Here is a 20,584-nt window from a genome sequence, read left to right on the forward strand (position 1 = left end):
TACAACCTCACCCGATCACCGTGTTTCGCCCGGCGGACGTCGATGCGCTTCTCCACCAGAAGCGCGGTGGGCGCCGCAGCAGCACATGAGCGAGTGCATCAGCGCTTCGTGCGGCGCCGGAGACGAGTCGCCCGCGCCTGAGGAGGGCACGGCTCTCGGCGAACTTCCGCGCCGCCCTTCGGGTTTGATGCGCACGCCAGGCTCCGTGAATCCGACGGCGCGTCTCCGGCGATTGCGGCCGATGGTAGACCGCGGACCAGACCTGCCTGGCTCCGCGGACGTTCCGTGCACGATCGCCGGACGCGTTCGAGGCGTGCCGACGGTATCCGACCATCACCCGGTCGACGGGCACGAGCGGCCCGACCTCGGCGAGGCGCACCACGAACTCCCAGTCCTCCGCGAGAAACCGCGAGTCGAACCCGCCGGCGCGGTCGAAGGCCGATCGACGGAGCAGCAGGCAACTCGGCGGATAGACCAGGTTCGCCAGGAAGAGATGCTCGGCACGGACGTCGGCGTCGAGCTCGCGCGGCACCAGTCGCTCGTCGACGAGGTCTTCGCGGGAGCGCATGTGCCGCGGGAAGTCGCCCGGATGGAGCGGCTCGCCGTCGGCGTCGATGTAATCGGCGAGCACGAAGGCGCCGGCCGCGTCCGGCCGGAGTTCGAGGGCGTCGACCAGCGTCGCGAGCGTGTCGGGGTGCCAGACGTCGTCGGCGTCGAGGAAGAGAAGGTACCGGGATGAGGCGGATGCTCGGGCGGCACCGGCGTTCCGGGCCTCCGAGACGCCGAGATGCGGGCTGGAGACCAAGGCGACCCGCGGATCGGAGGCGAGGCCGCGCACGATCGCAGGGCCGTCATCCGTCGACCCATCGTCGACGACGACGACCTCGAAGCGCGTGAAGCCCTGCGCGAGCACGGAACCGAGGGTTTGTCCGATGTATCGGCCGCCGTCGTACAGCGGGATCACGATCGTGACGAGCGGCGCGACGTCGCGGCCCTCCTCTCGAAGGTCGGTGGCATGCGACGTCATGGGCAGCAGCATCCCACAGCGCTGTCTCCGGGGACGATTCGCACCCCCGGTAGCATGACCGGCGTGCACGATGGAGAGGCGGCTGCCGCGGTGACGACGTTCGCGCTGGTGATCCCGACGCACCGGCGCCCCGACCTCGCCCGGCAGGCGGTCGACAGCGCGCTGCGCCAGGTCCGATCATTCGACCAGGTCATCGTCGTGCCGGACGGCCTCGACGACCCCGCCGTGGCGGCGCTCGCCGACCTGCCGGTGGAAGTGCACCCGATCGAGAAGGCGGGTGTCGCCGCAGCCCGCAACGCCGGAGTCGCTCGCGCGCGCACCGCGTGGGTGTGCTTCCTCGACGACGACGACCTGCTCCATCCCGAGTACCTCGCCCGCATCGAGGCGGAGACGCAGGCGGCGCCCGAGATCGGCGCCATGAATGCGGCGTACTGGAGCTTCGCGGCGCAGGCGGGGCCCGAGGACGAGTTCGCCGCCGACACACTCGACGAGTGCCTCGCGGCGGTCGGTACCGCGACCCCGCGAAAGGACCTCTCGTACCTCCAGATCGAGGGACGGAGCTTCGACCTCCTCCTCGAGCGCATGCGCGGGTCGATGAGCACCACGGCCGTCCGCCGAGACCTCCTTGCGCGGGCCGGCGGGTTCCCGCACGGGATGGTCACCGCGCAGGACTGGGTGATGTACGTCAATGTCGCCCGGCTCACGGAGTGGCGGTCGATCACGGACCGGCTCGCGTTCTTCCGCGACCTGCCGAACTCGATCACCCGGACCGGATCACCGCTCAAGGGCCTGACCGCGCTTCGCGCCATCCGCTCGTTCTGGCAGCCGAGTCCCCTGCCGACCCCGCCGCACCGGCCGCTTGACGCGTATCGCGCGAACTACCGGTTCGTGCTCGGCTGGGCGCTGCGCGCCTGCTGGCGGGCCCGTGACCTCCGCTCCTACCGGGAGGCGCTCGCCATCGCGCGCGACATCCTGCCGCACCGCGTCGATCGGATCCGTGCCGCCGCGCCGAGGTGGGTTCAGGGTGGTCTGAGGCGGACGAGCCGCCTTCTCGGGTTGCGCTGACCGCGACCGGCTCAGGGTCGGCGGCCGGCGAGTCCGGGCAGTGCGACCACGCGGTAGCGGTCCCAGGCGTTGCGCGTGAACGGCGCTGCGGCTGCGGTCCGCAGTGGATGGCGCGACCGCCGACGCCACCGGTCGAGATCCCGATCCCAGTCGCGATTGCCCGCGTAACCCGACACGCGCCGCTTCTCGAGCATCTGCGCCTCGGTCCGCACCCAGCTGAGATGCAGGACGGCATCGTCGAGCGGCACCACGGCGTGGACCGGAGTGTTCCGCGGGTGCGCCGGATCGGTGTTGCGCCACGCGACGTCGACGCGGCGGTGGGGCACGCCCCCGGCCTGCCGAGCCACGGTGAGCCGCGTTCCCCCTCGCACCGCGACCGGACCGGGATAGGTCGCCTGCGTACCCCAGAACCGGCCGCACTGCTCGAGGAAGCGCCCGTCGGTCGTGGCCGCGTAGATGTTGCGGAGTGGGAAGTCGAGCACCTGCGCATCGGCCGCGTCGGCGGCCGCCACCTCGCGACGCAGCGCCGCGGGCGACGGCAGCACCTCGTCGGTGTCGAACTGGAGCACCCAGTCGGCGCCCTCGGAGGCCGCATCGAGCGCCGCCTGCCGCTGCGCGGTCTCGGTCGCCATGAGGGAGCGCTCGCCCATCACGTGGTCGCCCGGCAGCAGCGCCACCTTGCCTTCGGGGTCGGCCGAGTGGATGCGACGCAACGACTCCTCGACCGAGAGCGGGTGGCCCGACCACGAGCGATGCGTCCGGTCGTACGAGACGACGATCCGATCGACCATGTCGTAGTAGGACCCGATACTCGTCGCGATCCACGCCGGATCGCCGGCCAGCACGTAGGCGTTGAACCGGATAGGCTCGGGCGCGGTCATCAGGCGACGCCCTCGGCCGGCGCGCCGAGGAGCCTCCGGAGCTCCCGGCCGAGCGAGTCGTCGCGTCGGGGCGGCAGCGGATGCCACCCGGCCGACCGCAGCACGGCCGCGTACCCCCACGCGACGCCCACGAGCGTCACTCCGAAGCGGCGGACCCTCGCCGTGAGGCCGCCGGCGCGGCCGATGGCCCGGAACTGGCCCCCGACCCACCTGCGGAGGAGGGGCGAACGGATCCCGCCGTCGCGGGCGAGCAGCACCATGTGATTGCGCCGGCCGTAGAGCTTGTACCGGGTGTCGAACCGGGCGCCGCGCACGTGCGGCGCAGGGAGGTGGTCGACCGCCGCATCCGGCGCGAAGATCGCCCGCCCTCCGATCGCCCGGATTCGGAGGAAGATGTCGGTGTCCTCGCGGAGGGCCGTGCCCGGATAGTCGTCTCGGAAGCCGCCGAGCTCCGCGAGCACGGACCGGCGGAACGACATGTTCGCCCCGATGCCGTGGTCGACCTCGACGGGCCCGGCGGGGAGCGACGCGAACCCATCGGTCAGCGTGCCGTCGGCGAGCAGGCGGCCGATCGGCTTCGCGTACTGCTCCTCGCCGGCAACGCCGTTGCAGGTCCGGCCCGAGACCGCGGCCACGGTCGGGTCGTCGAACGCCGCGAGGAGCGCCGGCTCCCATCCGGGCCGGAGCACCACGTCGTCGTCGAGGAAGCTCACGATCTCACCGTGCACGTGCCGGAGGGCCTCGTTGCGGGATCGGGTCATCCACCCGGCGAGCTGGGGCGCGTGGACGTAGACGACCGGTCGCTCGGACTCGTCGGCGATCCCGCGTCGATCGGCGGTGGAGGCGTCGACCACGACGATCTCCGAGTCCGCGCCGAGACCCTCGGACAGGGAACGCAGGCAGCGCCGCAGGAACTCCGGCCGCTCGTACGTCACGATGCAGACGCTCAGCTTCGGTGCGTCGCCCATGGTCTCCCGTTCCTCGGCCGGTACCGGGCGATTCTATCCACGAGCCGTGCAGTACCTCGTATGCTGCCGTCATGGATCGGGCGGAGTCGACGGCGCGATCCGAGACCCGCTCGCCACGTGCTGCCTACGTCGTCCTGACCCACCGAGACTGGGCGCAGGTCGAGCGGCTCGTCCGGGCGATCCTCGCATCGAGCTCCGGCGCATACGTGATGGTCGCGCACGACGGTCGGACAACCGGGTTCCCCGCCGGCATCGGCGATCCCCGGGTCGACGTCGTCGAGCACGGGCTCGCGACCGACTGGGGCTCGTGGGAACTGGTCGAGGCGACGCTCCGCGCGTTCGAGCTGGTTCGGGAGCGCGTCGATCCGGCGCTCGTGGTGCTCGTATCCGGCCAGGACTATCCGGTCCGCCGGCTCGACGAATGGGAGGCCGAGGTGCTCGACTCGAGCGGCTGGGTGGGCACCGCCGAGCCGCTGCACTACACGCCGCACTGGGGACGTCGGCGCGGAGAAGGGCGCGACGAGCTCACCCGCTACACCCATCGGTGGTTCCAGACGCCGCTTGCGCGTCGCGGCATCCGCGTCGGGAGCCGGGCCGGGGCGGTGCTGCGCCGTGTGCGGGGCGCGGTGTCGCTCCGCACCGAGCCCGTGCTCAGCGTGCGGGTGGTCACACGCGGACGAGGCGTCTACTGGGGAATCCGCCGCCGCACGCCCTTCTCATCGCAACGGCCCTGCTACTTCGGCAGCCAGTGGGTCGCGCTGCGACGGCCGGAACTGGATCGCCTGCTCGATGAGGATCTCGCCTCGTCGTCTCGCCTCCGCCGGTTCTATCGCCACACGGTGATCCCCGACGAGTCCGCGCTGGTCACACCGCTCTCCTGGCGCGGGGCGCCGGCCGCGCTTCCTCCCGTGACGCACGTGACGTGGGATTCGAAGCGCAACCAGCCGACCGTATGCACGTTGGACGAGCTCGATGCGCTCCTGGCCTCGGGGTCGGCGTTCTGCCGGAAGGTCGAACCGGTGCGGAGCGCCGCGCTGATGGACGAGCTGGATCGGCGCACGCGCACACGGTGATGCGGCCATCCGACGTGGGAGTACGCTCCTCAGGGCGCCCATGCGGCGCGACGAGGAGGCGCGCAATGCAGGTCGGGCGACCCGAGATCCGATCCACGGATGGCACGACGACGTGGTCCGTCGGGGTGCGCGGGCTCGCGAATGCGCCGGGCCGTCTGTGGTTCGAGGTGCCCCAGCAGTTCGCCGCGATGCTCACGGACGTGGCCGACCCGGCCGTCCTCGGGCTCCTCGTGCCGGGCATGTACGCGGGCGAGCCCATGGAGGTGGATGGCGCAGTCACGGACGAGCTCGTGCACGCGCTCACGCATGGATACCAGCACATCCTCGAGGCCGTCATCCCCGGCACGATGCGGATCCCGATCGAAGCGGCGGAGCCCGTTGCTGCCGGAGCGCGCGCCGCCGGGATCGGCACGGGGTTCTCTGGTGGCATCGACAGCTTCGCCGTGATCGCTGAGCACCTGGAGCAACCCGTCCCCGACGCCCTCCGGCTGACCCACCTCTCGTTCTTCAATGTGGGCGCCATGACCGGCGGAGATCGCGGACGCCGTCGCTTCCGGCGCGTGCATGCGCAGCTCGCACCCGGCGCCGAGCGGCTCGGCCTGCCGTTCGTCCCGGTCGACTCGAACCTCGACGACTTCTTCCCGAGTGGTGCATTCGTACAGACGCACGGGCCGCGCAACCTCGCTGCGGCGTTCCTGCTGCAGGGCGCCCTGGGCGGATTCATCTTCGGCAGCACTCACCGGTACACGAAGGTGGGCGTCCGCGCCTCGCACAGCACCGCGTACTCGGACCCGATCTCGATGCCGCTCCTCCAGACCGCGCAGTTCCGCCCAATCTTCCACGGCAGCCAGTACACGCGCGCCGAGAAGACGGCGATCGTGGCCGCCCATGTCCCCGAGTCCCACGACAGCCTGCACGTGTGCACGACCCTCACAGCCGATGGACGGAACTGCTCGCGCTGCAACAAGTGCCTCCGTACGCAACTCACCCTCGAACTCACTGGCAGTCTCAACTCGTATGCCCGGGTCTTCGACCTCGAGCTCTACCGACGCATCCGCGGGGCGTACCTCGACGAGGTCGCGTCATCACGGAACTCGCACCTCGTCGAGCTGAGGGAGTTCGCGCGCCATGCCGGGCTCACCCTCCCCGGCTCGGGCGTGGGCACGCTCCGCCGCACGCTGCGCCGCGCTGCGCGCAAGGCCACGGCCGCGCGCGGCGGTGCGGGCTCCCGCGCGACGACCGACACCGGCTCGCAGCCGGGAGGCTGATCAGTCGAGTTCGCCGAGCTCGACGAGGCGCGCGAAGTCAGCGCTCGTCGCGCGCACCTCATCGAACGTCCCCTCGGTCTCGACTTGGCCGTCCTTGAGGAAGACCAGCGTGTCGGCGTGCCGCACGGTCGAGAGGCGGTGCGCCACGATCACGATCGTGAGGGTGCCCTGTAGCGTCCCGAGCGTCTTCGCGATCTCATGCTCGGTCACGTTGTCGAGCGCCGACGTCGCCTCGTCGAGCACGAGTACGCGGGGCCGGCGGTAGAGCGCACGAGCGAGTCCGATGCGCTGGCGCTGACCGCCCGAGAGCCGCACACCGCGTTCGCCCACGACCGTCTCGAGCCCCTCGGACAGCTCGGCGACGAGGCCGTCGAGCTGCGCCATCCGGATCACCTCGCGCACGCGGTCGACGTCGACCTCGTCGCGCGGCACGCCGAAGGCGATATTCGTCGTGAGGGTGGCGTTGAGCAGGAAGACGTCCTGCGGAACCACGCCGAGGCCCGCGTACCATCCGGCGAGGTCGTCGGCGATCGAGCGTCCGCCGACGATGACCTCGCCCTCGGTCGGCCGCAGCAGCCCGAGCACGATGTCGAGCAGGGTGCTCTTGCCGGCCCCGCTCGAGCCGACGAACGCCGTGGTGCGGTTCTCGCGGATGTCGAGCGAGATGCCGCGGAGCACGAACTCCTCGGAGTCTGGATAGTGGAAGCTGAGGTCGCGCAGGACGATGTCGCCCGTGAACGGCTCGGAGCTGCGAGGCCGCTCGTCGTGCACGCCACCGGCGTCGAGCTCCTCCACGGCGGTCGTGACGATCTCCAGGCCGGCCTTGCCGGTACGGATCGTCGCGAGGTTGGCGGCGACGCGGTTGAGGCCGGGAAGGGCCCGGAGCGAGGCCGCTGCGAACACGCCCAGGACCGTGAGTGCCTCGGCGGGCGTCGCCGTCGTGAAGAGGATGACTGAGATGCCGAGGATCGCGACGACGAATCCGAGCTCGAGCAGGTACCGCGGCGCGTCGGAGAGGATGCCCATCACCCGCGATGCCCTCGCCCGCCGCATCCGGGCCTCGCGGAAGCCGTCGATGAAGGCGTTGGCACTCGACGTGAGCCGGGCCTCGCGGAAGCCGTCGAGGCCGGGAAGAAGGAACTGCCAGGCTTCGAGACCGGCCGCCGCGAGTTCTTCGCCGATGCGATACTGCCGCCGCCGCAGGAACATCTGGACGCCGAAGACGAGGATGCCAAAGAGCACGACCGCGAATATCGTGACGACGAACGAGGTGTACGCGAGTACCATGACGATGGCCGCGAGTACCACGATGTCGGAGACGAGGCTCACGACCCCGAGCAGCACGCTCGAGGACTGGCCGGTGGCGTCGTTGATGTTCCGGTACACCTCGCTGATGCGGCGCGAGCGGTGGTCGGAGTACGGCGCGAGGGCGTAGCGACGCGCGAGCTCGGCAGACGAGAGCGCCGAGATCTTCGTCGTGCGGCCGAGCAGCCACCAGCGGAACAGGATCGCGCCGACGCTCTTGACGATGAACACGATCGTGATCAGTCCGGCGACGACCGGGATGAGGGTGGACAGGTCGGTCGTGCCGAGCACCCCCGAGATCCACTGCACGAACCAGTTGTCGGTGTCGCCGGTGAAGAGCTGCGTGAGCGGCACCATGGCCGCGACGCCGATGGTGTCGAGTGCGGCGAGCACGAGGGACGCGCCGATGGTGCCGAGGACCCACCGCTTCGGATCGGCGCCGGCCATGTCGAGCATCATCCGCAGCTGCGCGGTCAGGCTCCGCTCGCGAACGCTTCCTGCCATGGGTCTCCTCCGCACCTCGCCCTCGATGTCGGGCGGGCGGGCCTCAGGGCATCATAACTGCGCGGATGACGCGCGCCGCGCCGTGCGTCGTGCCGCGCCGTGCGTCGTGCCGCCGGAGCGCCGCACACGCTCATGCCCCGTCGCGCGCGAGCAGGCCGCGCTCGACCAGGTCGCCCACGAACCCCTCGACCTCGGCACGGATCGCCTCTGGCTCGACCCCGGTCAGCTCGGCGACGCGCTCCACCAGCGACCCGGCTGGGCCGTCGCAGGCCTCGGCCCAGATGAGCCCCGCGACGCCGTCGAGCACCACGATCGGTCCGTGCGGCAGCGTCGCCGCGTAGACGACGTCGTCGTGCTCGACGACGCCCACGCCGTCAGCGGGCCGGTACCCGGGCATCAGCGCACCACCTTCCGCGGCCCGTACCTGCGGTACACCGCCTGGACGGCCTGGCCGACGCCGACGAACGGGCGACGGATGAACTCGACCGCGATGTCGAGCCTCGTGGGCGTGCGGCCCAGTCGGTGCGCCAGGTGGTCGACGTTGACGAACGTCGCGCGCAGCGCCATCCGCATCGCCGCCCCCGCGCTGGGCGCGGCCCGGATGCGGGCCCGCCACTCGGCGGCGCGCGAGCCCCCCTGGGAGACGACCTTCCACAGCCGGTACTCGCGGTCGTCGCGGTACCGGTCGAGCCCGCCCACCGCGGCCGCGAACGCGACCTCGGCGTGCAGCCGCGCCACGAACTGCGTCACGTCGGCCCGGAACGCCTCGTCGGCGTCGGTCCACACGGTGACGACATCGCCGCGTGCGCCCTTCGCCGACCGCGCCGTGTTGAGCAGGAGCAGCACCGCCTGCGCGATCACGCTCGGCACCCGGCATCCGACGCCGGCGATCTGGACCGGCCGCCGGTCGGCCCAGAACACGTCGAACGCCTGCGCCGGGTCGAGGCGGATGCCGGGGAAGTACCGGTGGATGTCGATGAACCCCCACGCGTCGTGCAGGTACGTCTGCGCGTGGCCGAACGGCGAGCCGCCCTCGAAGGTGCTGTAGAGGGCCCACCCGTTCGCGCGGAGCGCGCGGTCGAGCGCGTCGACCTGCGAGGGGCGCACGAGCACGTCGACGTCGCTGCCGGCGTACCCGCCCGGACGAAGCGACGGGTCGACCGCGACCCCCTTGATGTGCAGCAGGTCGGCGCCGATCGAGTCGGCGAGATGCTGCACGGCGGCGTGCCCGAATCGCAGGCGCACCGGAAGCGGCACGCTGACCTGCGACTCGTTCACGCCCGCTGCACCACCTCTTCCAGCACTCTACCGATCCGGGCGACGTGCGCGTCGCGGCGGAAGCGGCGCGCCCATTCGGTGCAGGATGTCGCGTCGACCTCCCGCGCACGCAGGATGGCCGTGGCGAGGTCCTCCGCAGTGGGGGCGGTGGCATGGAACCCGTTCACGCCCTCGTTCACCGTCTCGAGGTAGCCGCCCGCGGGGATGACGGCGGCCGGCGTCCCCTCGAGTGCGGCCTCCAGGATCGTCAGGCCGAAGTCCTCCCTCCCGGCGCCGATCACCGTCGTCGCCTCTCGGTAGAGCCACACCAGTTCGGTGTCGCTGACACGACCGAGGCCGTGCACGCCCTCGTCCGGCGCGTCGAGCTGCTCCGAGCCCGCCCCGGCGACGACGATCGGGAGGCCGGCCAGCTTCGACGCCGCGACGGCGAGCGCGACGTTCTTGTAGCCGCGGTCGCGGGCCACGCACAGCGTGAACGCGTCGGGAAGCTCGTGCGCGGGTCGGAACGCCCGGTCGGCGACCGCTTCCACCGGCGGGTTGATCACGATGGCCTCGAGGCCGTAGGCGGCGCGGATGCGGTCCCGCGTCACGACGGAGTTCGCCACCACCGCACGCGCGCGGCGCATCGCCTCGCGGTCGCCGTGGCGGAGGACGGGCGTGCTCGCCCAGAGTCCCGCGCGGCGTACGGGGCTGAGCCGCATCCGGTAGTCGGATGCCGCGTAGAGCCAGCGGGCCGGGCTGTGCACGTAGACCACGTGGGGGATCTCGAACCGGAAGCGGTGCGCCCACCCGCTGCTCGACGCCAGGGCGACGTCGCCGCCGGTCACGACCGTGCGGGCCGCGATCGACGGAAGGGCGGGCAGGAGCCGCTCGACCTGGGCGGTCAGCGAGCCCGGGAGGCTGCGGTGCACCTCGAGGCGGCGGAATTCGTCGAAGGTTCCCTCGGGCGAGTACGCCAGCGTGTACAGCGAGCGCGAATCGAACGCGGAAGCCCAGTGCGCGACGACGCGCTCGGCGCCGCCGAATTGCACCAGGTAGTCGTGTGCGAGGACGATTTCGGGCACGGTTTCGCAATCTCGCGGAACCGCCTGCGTGCCGCGCGATCGGGTTGATGCGGCGCGGCTCGGGTTTCGCGTCTGCCGCATCCTACGTCGGTACTTAGGGGGACAGGAAGGACGGATGACACGCGGATTCGCACGTCTCCGCGATCGGCACCGGTTCCACCCCACAACTGGGGCGGCCGACGCCGGCCGGGTATCGCTTTCCGCCGATCAACCGCCCGCGGCGCCGGCGTCGGTGACGCCGACATCCGCTCTGCTGAAGTTCTGGAACGAGCGCGACGCGGTCGGACCGCGCTGCCCCTGGTAGCGCGACGAGTACGCCGGCGAGCCGTACGGCCGCTCGCTCGGCGACGACAGCCGGAAGAAGCAGAGCTGGCCGATCTTCATGCCCGGCCAGAGCTTGATCGGCAGGGTCGCGACGTTGCTCAGTTCGAGGGTGACGTGGCCGGTGAAGCCGGGGTCGATGAATCCCGCGGTCGAGTGCGTCAGCAGACCGAGACGGCCGAGCGAGCTCTTGCCCTCGAGACGCGCGGCGATGTCGTCGGGCAGCGTCACCGACTCGAACGTCGCCGCGAGCACGAATTCACCCGGATGCAGGATGAACGGCTCGTCGGGCCGCACGTCGATGAGGTGGGTGAGCTCGGGCTGATGCTCAGCCGGGTCGATGAACGGGTACTTGTGGTTGTCGAACAGCCGGAAGTAGCGGTCGAGGCGCACGTCGATGCTGCTCGGCTGGATCATCGACGGGTCGTACGGATCGAGCCTGACGCGCTCGCGCTCGAGTTCGGCCCTGATGTCGCGATCCGAGAGAAGCACGATGCCAGCCTACCGATGGGGCCGAATCGGATGGCGCTGCTGCCACCCCCGCGATCAAGGCCGCTGCACTCGGTGCGCGATTCAGCGACAATTCGCGGGGGCGGCGCCCGTTGCATCTTCATTGCGAACGCCGCTGATTTCGAACCGGACTGAAGTGGGGCCGATGCACGTACGCGAGTGATCCGCTCGTACTGGAGATGACCGCGCTGCTCAAGGCACACGGCGTCCGGAACATCGTCGTCTCGCCGGGCAGTCGTCACTACGCGTTCACGCGCACGTTCGAGAGCGTCAGCGACTTCACACTCCATTCGGTCGTCGACGAGCGGTCGGCGGCGTTCTTCGCGTTGGGGCTCATCCAGGCGACGAGTGAACCGGCCGCCGTCATCTGCACCTCCGGGACGGCCGCGATCAACTACGGCTCCGCCGTGACCGAGGCCGCCGCCCAGAACCTCCCACTGGTCGTGATCACCACCGACCGTCTCCCGGAGTACCTCGGCCAGCTGGAAGACCAGATGATCGACCAGCCCGGGATGTTCACGAACTTCGTCCGCTTCGCCGGAGATCTCCGCCCGATCGCCGGCGATCGCGACCGATGGTATTGCAACCGGGTGATCAACGAGGCGCTGATCGCCGCCCGCGCCGACGGCGGCGGCCCGGTGCACCTCAACGTTCCCATCGAGGGCCACGCCGGCGTCTCGTTCAGCACGCCCCGACTTCCCGAAGCCCGGGTCATCGTGCGGCATCGGCTCGACCTCGACGGGACTGACTGGACCGCCCTGGCGGAGCGCCTCTCGCGAAAGCGCGTGCTCCTCGTCTGGGGGCAGGGGCCCCGCCCGAGCGACCGGACCATCGCTGCGCTCCGCTCGTTCATGGAGACGTTCGATGCCGCGGTCATCGCCGACCATCTGGCCAATCTCCACGTGGACACGCGCATCGGCAACCCGCCCGCATTCCTTCGCGTGGCCCGTACGCAACCGAACGTGAAGCCCGATGTCGTGATCTCGTTCGAGGGCAACATCTCGTTCAAGGATGAACTCAAATCCCTCCTGAGCACGTCGAAGCACGAGTCCTGGCGGGTCCATCCCGACGGCGCGATCGCGGACCCCTTCCGCACGCTGTCGGATGTCTTCCAGTGCACGCCGGAGCGGTTCCTGGAGCGCATGGTGGCGGCCCGCCACGGCGAACGGGTGGGTGGAGACTACGCTCGCCGACTGCTCACCATCGCGAAGTCGATTCCGTCGCCGGCCCCTGCTCACAGTGAGATCACGGCGATCGGGGCCCTCATGCGAGCGCTTCCGGCGGGCAGTTCGCTCCATATCGCCAACAGCGCACCGATACGGATGGCCCAACTGTGGGCCGTCGACGAATCGATCGACGTGTTCTGCAATCGCGGCGTGAACGGCATCGACGGATGCCTCTCCACGGCGATCGGCTACGCGGCGACAACGGCGACCCCCACGTTCGTGATGATCGGCGATCTGACCTTCTTCTACGACATGAACTCACTCGGGATCCGCGACCTGCCCCGGAACCTGCGGATCCTCCTCCTCAACAACGGAGGCGGTGCCGTGATGCACATGCCGCTTCCGGGGGACTACTCGAGATCGACTGCCGGCCGCCACGTCAGTGCGGCGCACTCGATGAGCGCGCGCGGATGGGTGGAATCCATCGGCATCGAGTACCGCGAGGCGAGCACGACGGAATCGACTGCCGACGGCGTCGCATGGCTCACCGAGCCGACCATCGACGGGCCGAGGGTGCTCGAGGTGTTCTCGGACAAGGTGTCCGACGTCGCGCAGTTGCACGGGTACTACGCGGGACTGGCAGGCAGCGCAGTCAAGCCCGGACTCGCCTGGAGAATCCGACGCTTCGGCGGCCGGGTCTTGCGACGACTGGGTTTGCGTTGACCCGGCAGGTGCTTCGTTCTCGAGTGACGGGAGACCCATGAGCAGGCTGAGAAGATCGGCGTCCCAGATCCTCACGAGGGTCGGGCTGCGGGCCCCGCAGGTCGAGATGGCTCGACAGTATGTCGTTCACGTCGACGAGCCTCGGGAACTCGACGGCACGGTGGCGGTGGTCACCGGCGGGAGTGGCGCCATCGGGCGGGCCATCTCCCTGCGCCTTGCGCTCAACGGTGCCGAGGTCTACGTGCTGGGGCGGTCGGGCGCGAAGCTGGACGAGGTCGTGAGCGAGATCCGTTCGCACGGAGGACTCGGTCAGGCCGCGATCGTCGACCTCGAGGATGACGACGCCGTGATGCGGTTCTTCGCGTCACTCCCGACCATCGACATCCTCGTCAACTGCGCGGGCGGGAGCTCTCGCGGAGCACACGCTCCCGTCTGGGATCAGTCGCTCGAGGTCGTCGACCACATCCTCTCCGTGAACCTCCGGGCTGCCATCCTGTGCACCCGCGCCGCAGCGCAGAAGATGACCGCACAACGTTCAGGTCGCATCATCAGCGTCGGCTCGGTCATCTCGAGCGCCGGAAAAGCACGCTTCGCCGACTACGCGGCCGCGAAAGCGGGGCTCGCCGGCTACATGAAGTCCGCGGCGATCGAACTCGGCCCGTTCGGAGTCACGGTCAACGTCGTGTCGCCCGGCATCGTCCCTCGCGGCCGGCAGTCATCGGTCGAGCTGGAGCGCCTGAGGCAGACGAACGTGATGGGCGAGGTCGGCCGTGAGGAGGATGTCGCCGAAGCGGTCGGCTTCCTCGCGAGCCCACGTGCGCGATTCATCACCGGTCAGGAGCTCGCGGTGGATGGCGGCCGATCGCTCGGCCTTCGGGGCGACCAGTGACGCGGGCGGTACTTGCTACGATGGTCACCGCGGCGTCACCGGATGTCGCTTCGCCGATGTAGTTCAATGGTAGAACTTCTGCTTCCCAAGCAGACAGCGCGGGTTCGATTCCCGTCATCGGCTCCACGAAAACCGCCTGATCAGACGTTCGTTTATGATCCAACAGCAGGCGCCTAATCCCACATTGCGCGCGGAAACAGTCCACGCAGATGCACCTCGAGAGGTTCGCGCGCTGCTCAGGGATTTCGGCGGCTGCGGAGCTGCGACTCTCGATCGCGAAATCGCGCTCGTAGTCACCTGATAGTCCCAGAATCGAGCGGACCCTCGCCTCAGCGGAGCTGACAACACCGTCGACCTAACCGGCTCGAGCACTTTGTTCGCCGACCGTGTGACGAGCTCGGCTCGAACGTTCGGTCGCACGCCCTATCCGGCAGCGGACGATCGAGCGATCGAACGTTGAGGCAGCGCACCAGCGCCGGCCACAGCCGTCACAGCCCATCACCGGGAGCGCCTAGTCCGACTGGGCCCCTGAGTAAAGGACTCGCTTCCATTTCTCACGGCTCGTATCCTCCGAGTGCAGGAGCCTGCGATAGCGAGGGGAAGCATGGACGCTTCAGGGGATGTCGGTCCATCGAGCGAAGATGTCGGCGATTCGTCAGGTGAACCGGGCCGCGGCGATGAGCGACGGGCGGGCCGGTTAGCCCCCGCGAGCCCGTCGGCCGTAGATATCGCCGAGCTGTCTCGGCGTGCGTTCCGCGCGGAGATGGATCTCCTCGCGTACGTGGATGAACTCGAGAACGAGGTGCGCCGCCTCCGCGTTCGACTGGGCGATGGCCCCGATGGGTACGACGCGGCGGAGGGCGTCGACTGACGTCCACTGAACTCACGGGAGGCGGTGGGGCGCGGTACTCGACGATCAGGGGCTCGGCGTGCTCGTCGGCGTCGCCTCCGGGCTCGGCGACGCGTCCGGCGCGGTCACCTCGGCGAGGGCGCGCTCGAACGCGGCGATCGTCGCAGCATCCACCGTGCCGGTCGGCTCGACACCCAACTCGGTCTGGAACGCCTGCATGGCTTCGGTCAGGGCGTCGGTCCAGACCCCGTCGACCGGCCCATCCCAGAAGCCGGCGAGCTTCAGCGTCTGCTGCACCGCGGCCGTCGAGGCCAGCGAGTCCTGCGCGGCCGCACCGCCGAGCGCCACGAGCTCGGCCTGGAGGGCCGCGGCCGTCGCCTTGTCGACCGTGCCGGTCGCCGGAAGCCCGTTCGCCGCCTGCAGGTCCTCGATCGCCTGGACGGTCATCGGCCCGGTGACCCCGTCCACGGTGCCTGTGTAATAACCCGCCGTGGCGAGGTCCTGCTGCAGCGCGAGCGTGTACTCCCTGACGGCAGCCTCAGCCTGCACCTGCTGGTCGTCGGTGAGGCACCCTGCGTCGACGAACAGCCGCAGCCAGGCCATCTCGAGCGCGACGACCGCGCTGTTGAACCGCTCGGACGCCTCGGCCAGCGGCGTCTGCTCGGTGATGCCCTCCTGCGCCGCCTCGAACTCGGCATCGACCTCCTTCACCCGATCGACCGTGGATGCCGGCGCCAGGGGCGTGCTCGTCGGCGGGGCGGTCGACACGGGCGCCGACGGCGTGCCGGAGGGTCCGGCCTCGGCCGCGGCGAGCTCGGCCTGCGCGTCCGCGAGCTCCTGCTGCGCCACCACGAGGTCCTGCTGCGCTTCGACCGCGGCCTCGGCGCCCTCGACGGCCTCATCGCGCGGCTCGGTGAGGTCGGCTCCCGCCGCACTCACGTCCCCGACGGTCGGAGCCGTGCTGCTCAGCACGTCCCCGTAGCGGTCGAGCGCGAGGATGTAGTCCTCGCTCGCACCGCAGAATTCGGCGGATGCCGCATCGAACTCCGCCTGCGCCTCGGCGACCGCCTTCTCCTTCGCCGTCACCTGGACTCGCGCGCGGTCGACCGCGTCGGCTCCGTCGCTGCATCCGGCCAACGCCGTGGCGAGGAGCAGCGACCCGGTGGCCGCCGTGAGGAGTGCGGAGACCCGCGCGCCGTCCGTCTTCATGTATATCCTCCGATCATGCGGCGCACATGACACGGTGCGCGGCCCGTTGCGTTCCGCCAATAGTGGCAGCGGGGTCGGCGGCGGCTCGGGACCAGAGTCCCGATCACTCCCTCGAAGTCGGCGCGACGATGAGTGCGCCACCGTCGGCGCAAGGGGGCGGGACGCGGTACGGGCACAGGTCGAGGCCGCGCGGCCGTCGGACGGAGGAGGACCCGCGGACACGTGACCTCACCGTCGGTCAGACCCACGCTGTTCACGCCGCCGACGCACGCGCGTCCACACCTGATCCAGCACCACCGCCAGCCCGATGATCACCAGCAGGGCGATCGCGGTTCGCGGCTGCTCGACCAGCGTGGTCGTGCAGAACACCACGAAGGTCACCGCCGTCGTGATGAGCGCGATGGTCAGCACGATGAGACTGGCGCCGGTCTCGCGATAGACGCGGAAGTGCGCGATGGTGACCGCTGAGAAGACGATCAAGGCGACAGCGCTGCCCAGTGATGCGATCGCGTTGAGGTCGAGCAGCAGCAGTTGCACGATGGTGAGCGCCGCCATCACCAGCAGGCCGACCGGCACTCGACCGAGCGAGCGCGAGAACGCGGACGGGAACAGCCCGACTGCAGCGAGATGCTGCGTCATGCCGACGGACGGGTAGAGGCCCGCGTTCACGGCGCCCGTCGTGGAGAAGATGGCCGTGACCACGATGAGCGAGTACCCGAGATCGCCGAGTACGGGCTTCGCGGCCTCCGCGATGGCCGTCTCGCCGTACTCGACGACCTGGTCGGCGGTCAGGGTGCCGAAGACGCCGAGCGAGACGGCGACATAGATCGTTGTCGCGATGGCGATGGCGATGTACATCGCGCGGGGCAGCTGTCGCTTGGGGTCTGGGAGGTCGCGTGCCGTGAACGTGATGACGCCGAAGCCGAGGAATGCGAAGAAGGTCAGCGCGACGCTCGCGATGATCTGCTGGAACCCCGGGTACCGCGCCGGTGCGAGCAGCGTCGGATCGAGGTTCGCGATGGTCACGACCGCGAACACCGCGAGGATGGCCAGCACGATCTTGACGATGACGGACTGCACGCGGGCGACGGCCTGCGAGCCGATGGCATTCAGCCCGGTCATGACCACGACGAGCAGGATGGCGAAGACGGTCGCCCAGACCGGATCGTCGTCGGTGAAGGCGGTGCTCACGTACCCGCCGAACGACGCGGCGACCATCGCCGTCACGATCGAACCCGCCGTGTAGAACAGCCAGGCGCCGATCGCGGTGACGTGACCCTCACCGAACCCCTTCGACAGGTACGTGAGGAGGCCACCGCCCGACGGGTACGTCGAACCGAGCTTGGCGAACGAGTACCCCTGCAGCGCGGCGATGATCCCCGCGATGAGGAACGACAACCACACGGCAGCGCCGGCAACGGCGCCCGCCGAGCCGAGCAGGGCGAAGATCCCCGCACCGACCATCGAGCCGACGCCGATGAACGTCGCCTGGGTCACCGTCATCCGTTTCGCCGACTTCGCCTGCGACATCCGCATCCCCGCTCTCGCCCGATGGTGGAGACCACTGCGCCCACAACGTCGAGGGCGAGGCGGCCATCGGCCGATATTCAAGCGGATGTCCGCTTCAGCAGACTCGACGAAAGTCCCGCCTGCCGGCACACGGCGGACCTCGGGCCTTTCGTCCCACGATCTGCGAACGCGATCGACCAGACTGCTGCCTTCAGTCCCGTGCCGGCTCGTCCTCGATTCGGCATGCTTCGGCGCGTCGTCGGAAGCTGATCGACGTGCCCGGGAGCGGGCGTATCGAGCACCCGCGCCGAGAACGCACGCGGAGGAGGCAGCGATGACCGTTCCAGCGGCACGATCCGAACTTGCGCCGTTCACCGCCGCGGACTATGCGGCGAGACTCGAGCGGGCCGCGCGGTCCGCGGAATCCGCGGGACTGTCCGGACTGCTGCTCACCCCCGGGCCCGACCTCCTCTATCTCACCGGGTACGCCCCGGTCGCCATCACGGAACGCATCACCATGCTGGTCGTCCCCGTCGACGGGGAGCCGACGATGATCGTTCCGCGGCTCGAACGACCCGACGCTGAGGAGACGCCCGGCGCGGCCGTGTTCCGGCTGGCCGACTGGCCCGACGGAAGCGACCCCTACGCGGCCACCGCGCAGCTCATCGGCCCGGGCCGCTACGCACTGTCGGACTCGGCATGGGCGATGCACCTGCTCGGATTGCAGGGCCGGCTGCCCGACACGTCGTACGTGTCGATGACGACCGCGCTCCCGATGCTGCGGGCGATCAAGGACGACGACGAACTCGACAGGCTGGCCGCGGCCGGCGCAGCAGCCGACGCGGCGTACGGCGAGATCCTCAAGGTCCGCTTCGCCGGCCGGAGCGAGACCGATGTCGGCAACGACCTGGCGAGCCTGCTCCGCCGCTTCGGGCACTCGCAGGTCGACTTCACCGTGGTCGGCTCGGGTCCCAATGGGGCGAACCCGCATCACGAGATGGGTGAACGGCTGATCGAGCACGGCGACATGGTGGTGCTCGACTTCGGCGGTCTCATGCACGGCTACGGATCGGACACGACGCGGACGGTCCACGTCGGCGAGCCCACCGACGAGGAGCGAGAGGTGCACGAGATCGTGTGCCGAGCCCAGCAGGCGGGATTCGAAGCGGTCCGTCCCGGCGTCGAGTGCCAGGAGGTCGACCGAGCCGCACGCGCCGTGATCACCGAAGCCGGCTACGGGGAGTACTTCATCCACCGCGTCGGTCACGGGATCGGGCTGACCACGCATGAACCGCCCTACATGGTCGAGGGGGAACGACAGCCCATGCGACCCGGCATGTGCTTCTCGATCGAGCCGGGCATCTACCTTCCGGGAAGGTTCGGTGTCCGGATCGAGGACATCGTCACGGTGACGGCCGAGGGCGGCCGCCGGTTCAACCGGACGCCCCGCGAGATGGCGATCGTCGAGTAGTGGCCGAGGTCAGCGACCGTGCGGTGCTCCGCCGATTCCTTCTCGGACTCGCGGAGGCGCTGAACGCGGCCTCCGAGACGGTCGACGGGATCCGCGACCGGATGCTGGCCGTCTCGCGCGCGTACGGTCGCCCAGACACCGACATCCTGGTGCTTCCGACGGCGATCTTCGTGCAGACCGGAACCGCAGAGGAAGGCAGGGTCGCGCTGCGCTCCATGCTCACCCCTTCCTTCCGGTTCGACCAGATCGCGGCGCTCTACACGCTGGTGGAGCAGGCGAAGCGGGCCGAGATCCAGCCGCTCGAGGGCATCGGGCGGCTGAACGAGATCGGAGCGATGCGACCGCGGTACGGCTGGTTCGTGCGCACGTTCGGGCACGCGCTCCTCGTGACGGGTCTGGCGCTCCTGCTGACGCCCACCTGGCAGGGGGCGCTCGTCGCATTCGTGCTCGGCGCGTTCATCGGCCTCGCGAAGCTCGTGCGATCCCGGACGCTGCAACTGGTGTTCCCCGTCTTCGCGGCGTTCGCGTGCGCGCTCGCGGTGTTCCTCATCGCGCCGTACGTCGAAATCGGCGATCCCATCAGGTTGCTCATCGCCCCGCTCGCGACGTTCCTCCCCGGCGGAGCGCTCACGACGGGCACCGTCGAGCTCGCCGCCGGAGAGATGGTCGCCGGCGCATCGCGGCTGGTCCTCGGCCTCGTCCAGCTCGCGCTGCTCACGTTCGGCATCATCGCGGCGGGGACGTTGGTGGGGGTGGAGAGCTCGACCTACCTCTCGCTCGGCGGATCCGATCCGTTCCCGTGGTGGACCGCGATCGGCGGCGTGCTGCTCTTCGCGGTCGGCAACCACCTGCACTTCTCAGCCCCGTCCTCGACATTCGGGTGGGTGCTGCTGGTGCTGTTCGTGGCGTACGGGGGCCAGCAGCTCGGCCAGGTGCTCATCGGCTCGACGGTGAGCGGCTTCGTCGGCGCCCTCGCGATGACCCCCGTCGTGCTTTGGATCGCGAGCCTCCGCCATGGGGTGCCGTCGCAGCTGACCTTCCTCCCCGGGTTCTGGCTCCTCGTGCCCGGGGCTGCCGGTCTCGCGGGCCTCACCGAGGCGGTCGGCACGAGCGAGGGCTTCCAGGACTTCGCCACCGCGCTGACGTCGGTGATATCGATCGCGCTCGGAGTGCTCATCGGCACCGCGCTGTACCGTGTGGTGCACCGCGGCGCCGCGGAGATCGCCGCGTTCCACATCGACCTCCCGGCGGCACTGACCGAGGAAGTGGCGCCGCCCCTGTGGGCGCGCATCATGCCGGGTACCCCGAAGTCGATCTGGGGTGCGCGCCGGCGTGGACCGCGGGACTCGGACCCGGGTGGCGGGATCGCCGGTGCTGCGGCGTCGGATGCTCGACGGGGCCGGGTTGGTGAACGGCCTTAAGTCCCAAGGCCGGGCGACCGCCCGGCGATAGCGTGCCCCCATCCGGCACGTGAGCCGGCATCGAGGGGGCGATCATGATCAC

At 70.0% G+C, this 20,584-nt stretch carries 17 protein-coding genes and 1 tRNA gene; 8 read left to right on the forward strand and 10 right to left on the reverse strand.

Translation table 11 applies throughout. The features are described 5' to 3' along the window. Window positions 1–7: 7 nt before the first annotated feature. Window positions 8–1,027 (reverse strand): glycosyltransferase family 2 protein, encoded by a 1,020-nt coding sequence (locus tag AC3RKB_RS04915; protein ID WP_491434861.1) that lies wholly within the window; start codon window positions 1,025–1,027, stop codon window positions 8–10. A 63-nt stretch (window positions 1,028–1,090) separates the two neighbouring features. Here AC3RKB_RS04915 and AC3RKB_RS04920 point away from each other — a divergent pair, with 63 nt between their 5' ends. Next, a complete protein-coding gene (locus tag AC3RKB_RS04920) occupies window positions 1,091–2,092 on the forward strand; it encodes a glycosyltransferase family A protein (protein ID WP_491434862.1) in 1,002 nt (333 codons plus the stop codon). 11 nt (window positions 2,093–2,103) lie between these two features. On the opposite strand, the gene AC3RKB_RS04925 is transcribed toward AC3RKB_RS04920, so the two are convergent. Continuing rightward, window positions 2,104–2,973 (reverse strand): hypothetical protein, encoded by an 870-nt coding sequence (locus AC3RKB_RS04925; protein WP_491434863.1) that lies wholly within the window; start codon window positions 2,971–2,973, stop codon window positions 2,104–2,106. Continuing rightward, window positions 2,973–3,941, reverse strand: a complete 969-nt coding sequence (locus AC3RKB_RS04930; RefSeq protein ID WP_491434864.1) for a glycosyltransferase family 2 protein — start codon at window positions 3,939–3,941, stop codon at window positions 2,973–2,975. Before AC3RKB_RS04930 ends, AC3RKB_RS04925 begins: the two co-directional genes overlap by 1 nt. Before the next feature lie 71 nt (window positions 3,942–4,012). Here AC3RKB_RS04930 and AC3RKB_RS04935 point away from each other — a divergent pair, with 71 nt between their 5' ends. Both AC3RKB_RS04935 and AC3RKB_RS04940 read left to right on the forward strand, forming a co-directional pair. Beyond that, window positions 4,013–5,014: a beta-1,6-N-acetylglucosaminyltransferase gene (locus AC3RKB_RS04935; protein ID WP_491434866.1), complete on the forward strand. Its 1,002-nt coding sequence runs from the start codon at window positions 4,013–4,015 to the stop codon at window positions 5,012–5,014. Between the two features lie 65 nt (window positions 5,015–5,079). Then, entirely contained in the window at window positions 5,080–6,282 is a 1,203-nt protein-coding gene (locus tag AC3RKB_RS04940; RefSeq protein WP_491434867.1) for a hypothetical protein, read from the forward strand. Here the strand turns inward: AC3RKB_RS04940 and AC3RKB_RS04945 are convergent, their stop codons facing one another. The 5 genes from AC3RKB_RS04945 to dcd all read right to left on the reverse strand — a co-directional run bounded on the left by AC3RKB_RS04945 (window position 6,283) and on the right by dcd (window position 11,246). Next, window positions 6,283–8,091, reverse strand: a complete 1,809-nt coding sequence (locus AC3RKB_RS04945; protein WP_491434868.1) for an ABC transporter ATP-binding protein — start codon at window positions 8,089–8,091, stop codon at window positions 6,283–6,285. It lies immediately after the preceding gene. Between the two features lie 130 nt (window positions 8,092–8,221). Next, on the reverse strand, window positions 8,222–8,488 hold the full coding sequence (locus AC3RKB_RS04950) for a PqqD family protein (protein WP_491434870.1): 267 nt from the start codon (window positions 8,486–8,488) through the stop codon (window positions 8,222–8,224). Beyond that, complete coding sequence (locus AC3RKB_RS04955; RefSeq protein WP_491434871.1) at window positions 8,488–9,369, reverse strand: nucleotidyltransferase family protein; 882 nt, start codon at window positions 9,367–9,369, stop codon at window positions 8,488–8,490. Before AC3RKB_RS04955 ends, AC3RKB_RS04950 begins: the two co-directional genes overlap by 1 nt. Beyond that, window positions 9,366–10,433 carry a glycosyltransferase gene (locus AC3RKB_RS04960; protein WP_491434873.1) on the reverse strand — a complete coding sequence of 356 codons (1,068 nt, stop codon included), beginning with the start codon at window positions 10,431–10,433 and terminating at the stop codon, window positions 9,366–9,368. The genes AC3RKB_RS04955 and AC3RKB_RS04960 overlap by 4 nt, the downstream gene beginning before the upstream one ends. A 207-nt stretch (window positions 10,434–10,640) precedes the next feature. Next, window positions 10,641–11,246, reverse strand: coding sequence for a dCTP deaminase (gene dcd / locus AC3RKB_RS04965; RefSeq protein WP_491434874.1), 606 nt, complete (start codon window positions 11,244–11,246; stop codon window positions 10,641–10,643). Window positions 11,247–11,443: 197 nt separating this feature from the next. Between dcd and menD the strand changes: the two genes are divergently transcribed. The 3 genes from menD to AC3RKB_RS04980 all read left to right on the forward strand — a co-directional run bounded on the left by menD (window position 11,444) and on the right by AC3RKB_RS04980 (window position 14,168). Next, window positions 11,444–13,153, forward strand: coding sequence for a 2-succinyl-5-enolpyruvyl-6-hydroxy-3-cyclohexene-1-carboxylic-acid synthase (menD, locus tag AC3RKB_RS04970; RefSeq protein ID WP_491434876.1), 1,710 nt, complete (start codon window positions 11,444–11,446; stop codon window positions 13,151–13,153). A 106-nt stretch (window positions 13,154–13,259) separates the two neighbouring features. Continuing rightward, entirely contained in the window at window positions 13,260–14,042 is a 783-nt protein-coding gene (locus AC3RKB_RS04975) for an SDR family NAD(P)-dependent oxidoreductase (protein ID WP_491434877.1), read from the forward strand. A 52-nt stretch (window positions 14,043–14,094) separates the two neighbouring features. Further along, window positions 14,095–14,168, forward strand: a tRNA-Gly gene (locus AC3RKB_RS04980). A gap of 790 nt (window positions 14,169–14,958) precedes the next feature. Here AC3RKB_RS04980 and AC3RKB_RS04985 read toward each other — a convergent pair. Together AC3RKB_RS04985 and AC3RKB_RS04990 are read right to left on the reverse strand one after the other, a co-directional pair. Continuing rightward, window positions 14,959–16,101 (reverse strand): peptidoglycan-binding domain-containing protein, encoded by a 1,143-nt coding sequence (locus AC3RKB_RS04985; protein ID WP_491434879.1) that lies wholly within the window; start codon window positions 16,099–16,101, stop codon window positions 14,959–14,961. A gap of 228 nt (window positions 16,102–16,329) precedes the next feature. Then, complete coding sequence (locus tag AC3RKB_RS04990) at window positions 16,330–17,604, reverse strand: APC family permease (protein ID WP_491434880.1); 1,275 nt, start codon at window positions 17,602–17,604, stop codon at window positions 16,330–16,332. Window positions 17,605–17,944: 340 nt separating this feature from the next. Between AC3RKB_RS04990 and AC3RKB_RS04995 the strand changes: the two genes are divergently transcribed. Both AC3RKB_RS04995 and AC3RKB_RS05000 read left to right on the forward strand, forming a co-directional pair. Further along, complete coding sequence (locus AC3RKB_RS04995) at window positions 17,945–19,081, forward strand: M24 family metallopeptidase (protein WP_491434881.1); 1,137 nt, start codon at window positions 17,945–17,947, stop codon at window positions 19,079–19,081. Beyond that, a complete protein-coding gene (locus AC3RKB_RS05000) occupies window positions 19,081–20,502 on the forward strand; it encodes a threonine/serine exporter family protein (RefSeq protein WP_491434882.1) in 1,422 nt (473 codons plus the stop codon). Before AC3RKB_RS04995 ends, AC3RKB_RS05000 begins: the two co-directional genes overlap by 1 nt. The last annotated feature ends 82 nt before the right edge of the window (window positions 20,503–20,584 follow it).

Source organism: Agromyces capsici (genome assembly GCF_058349965.1).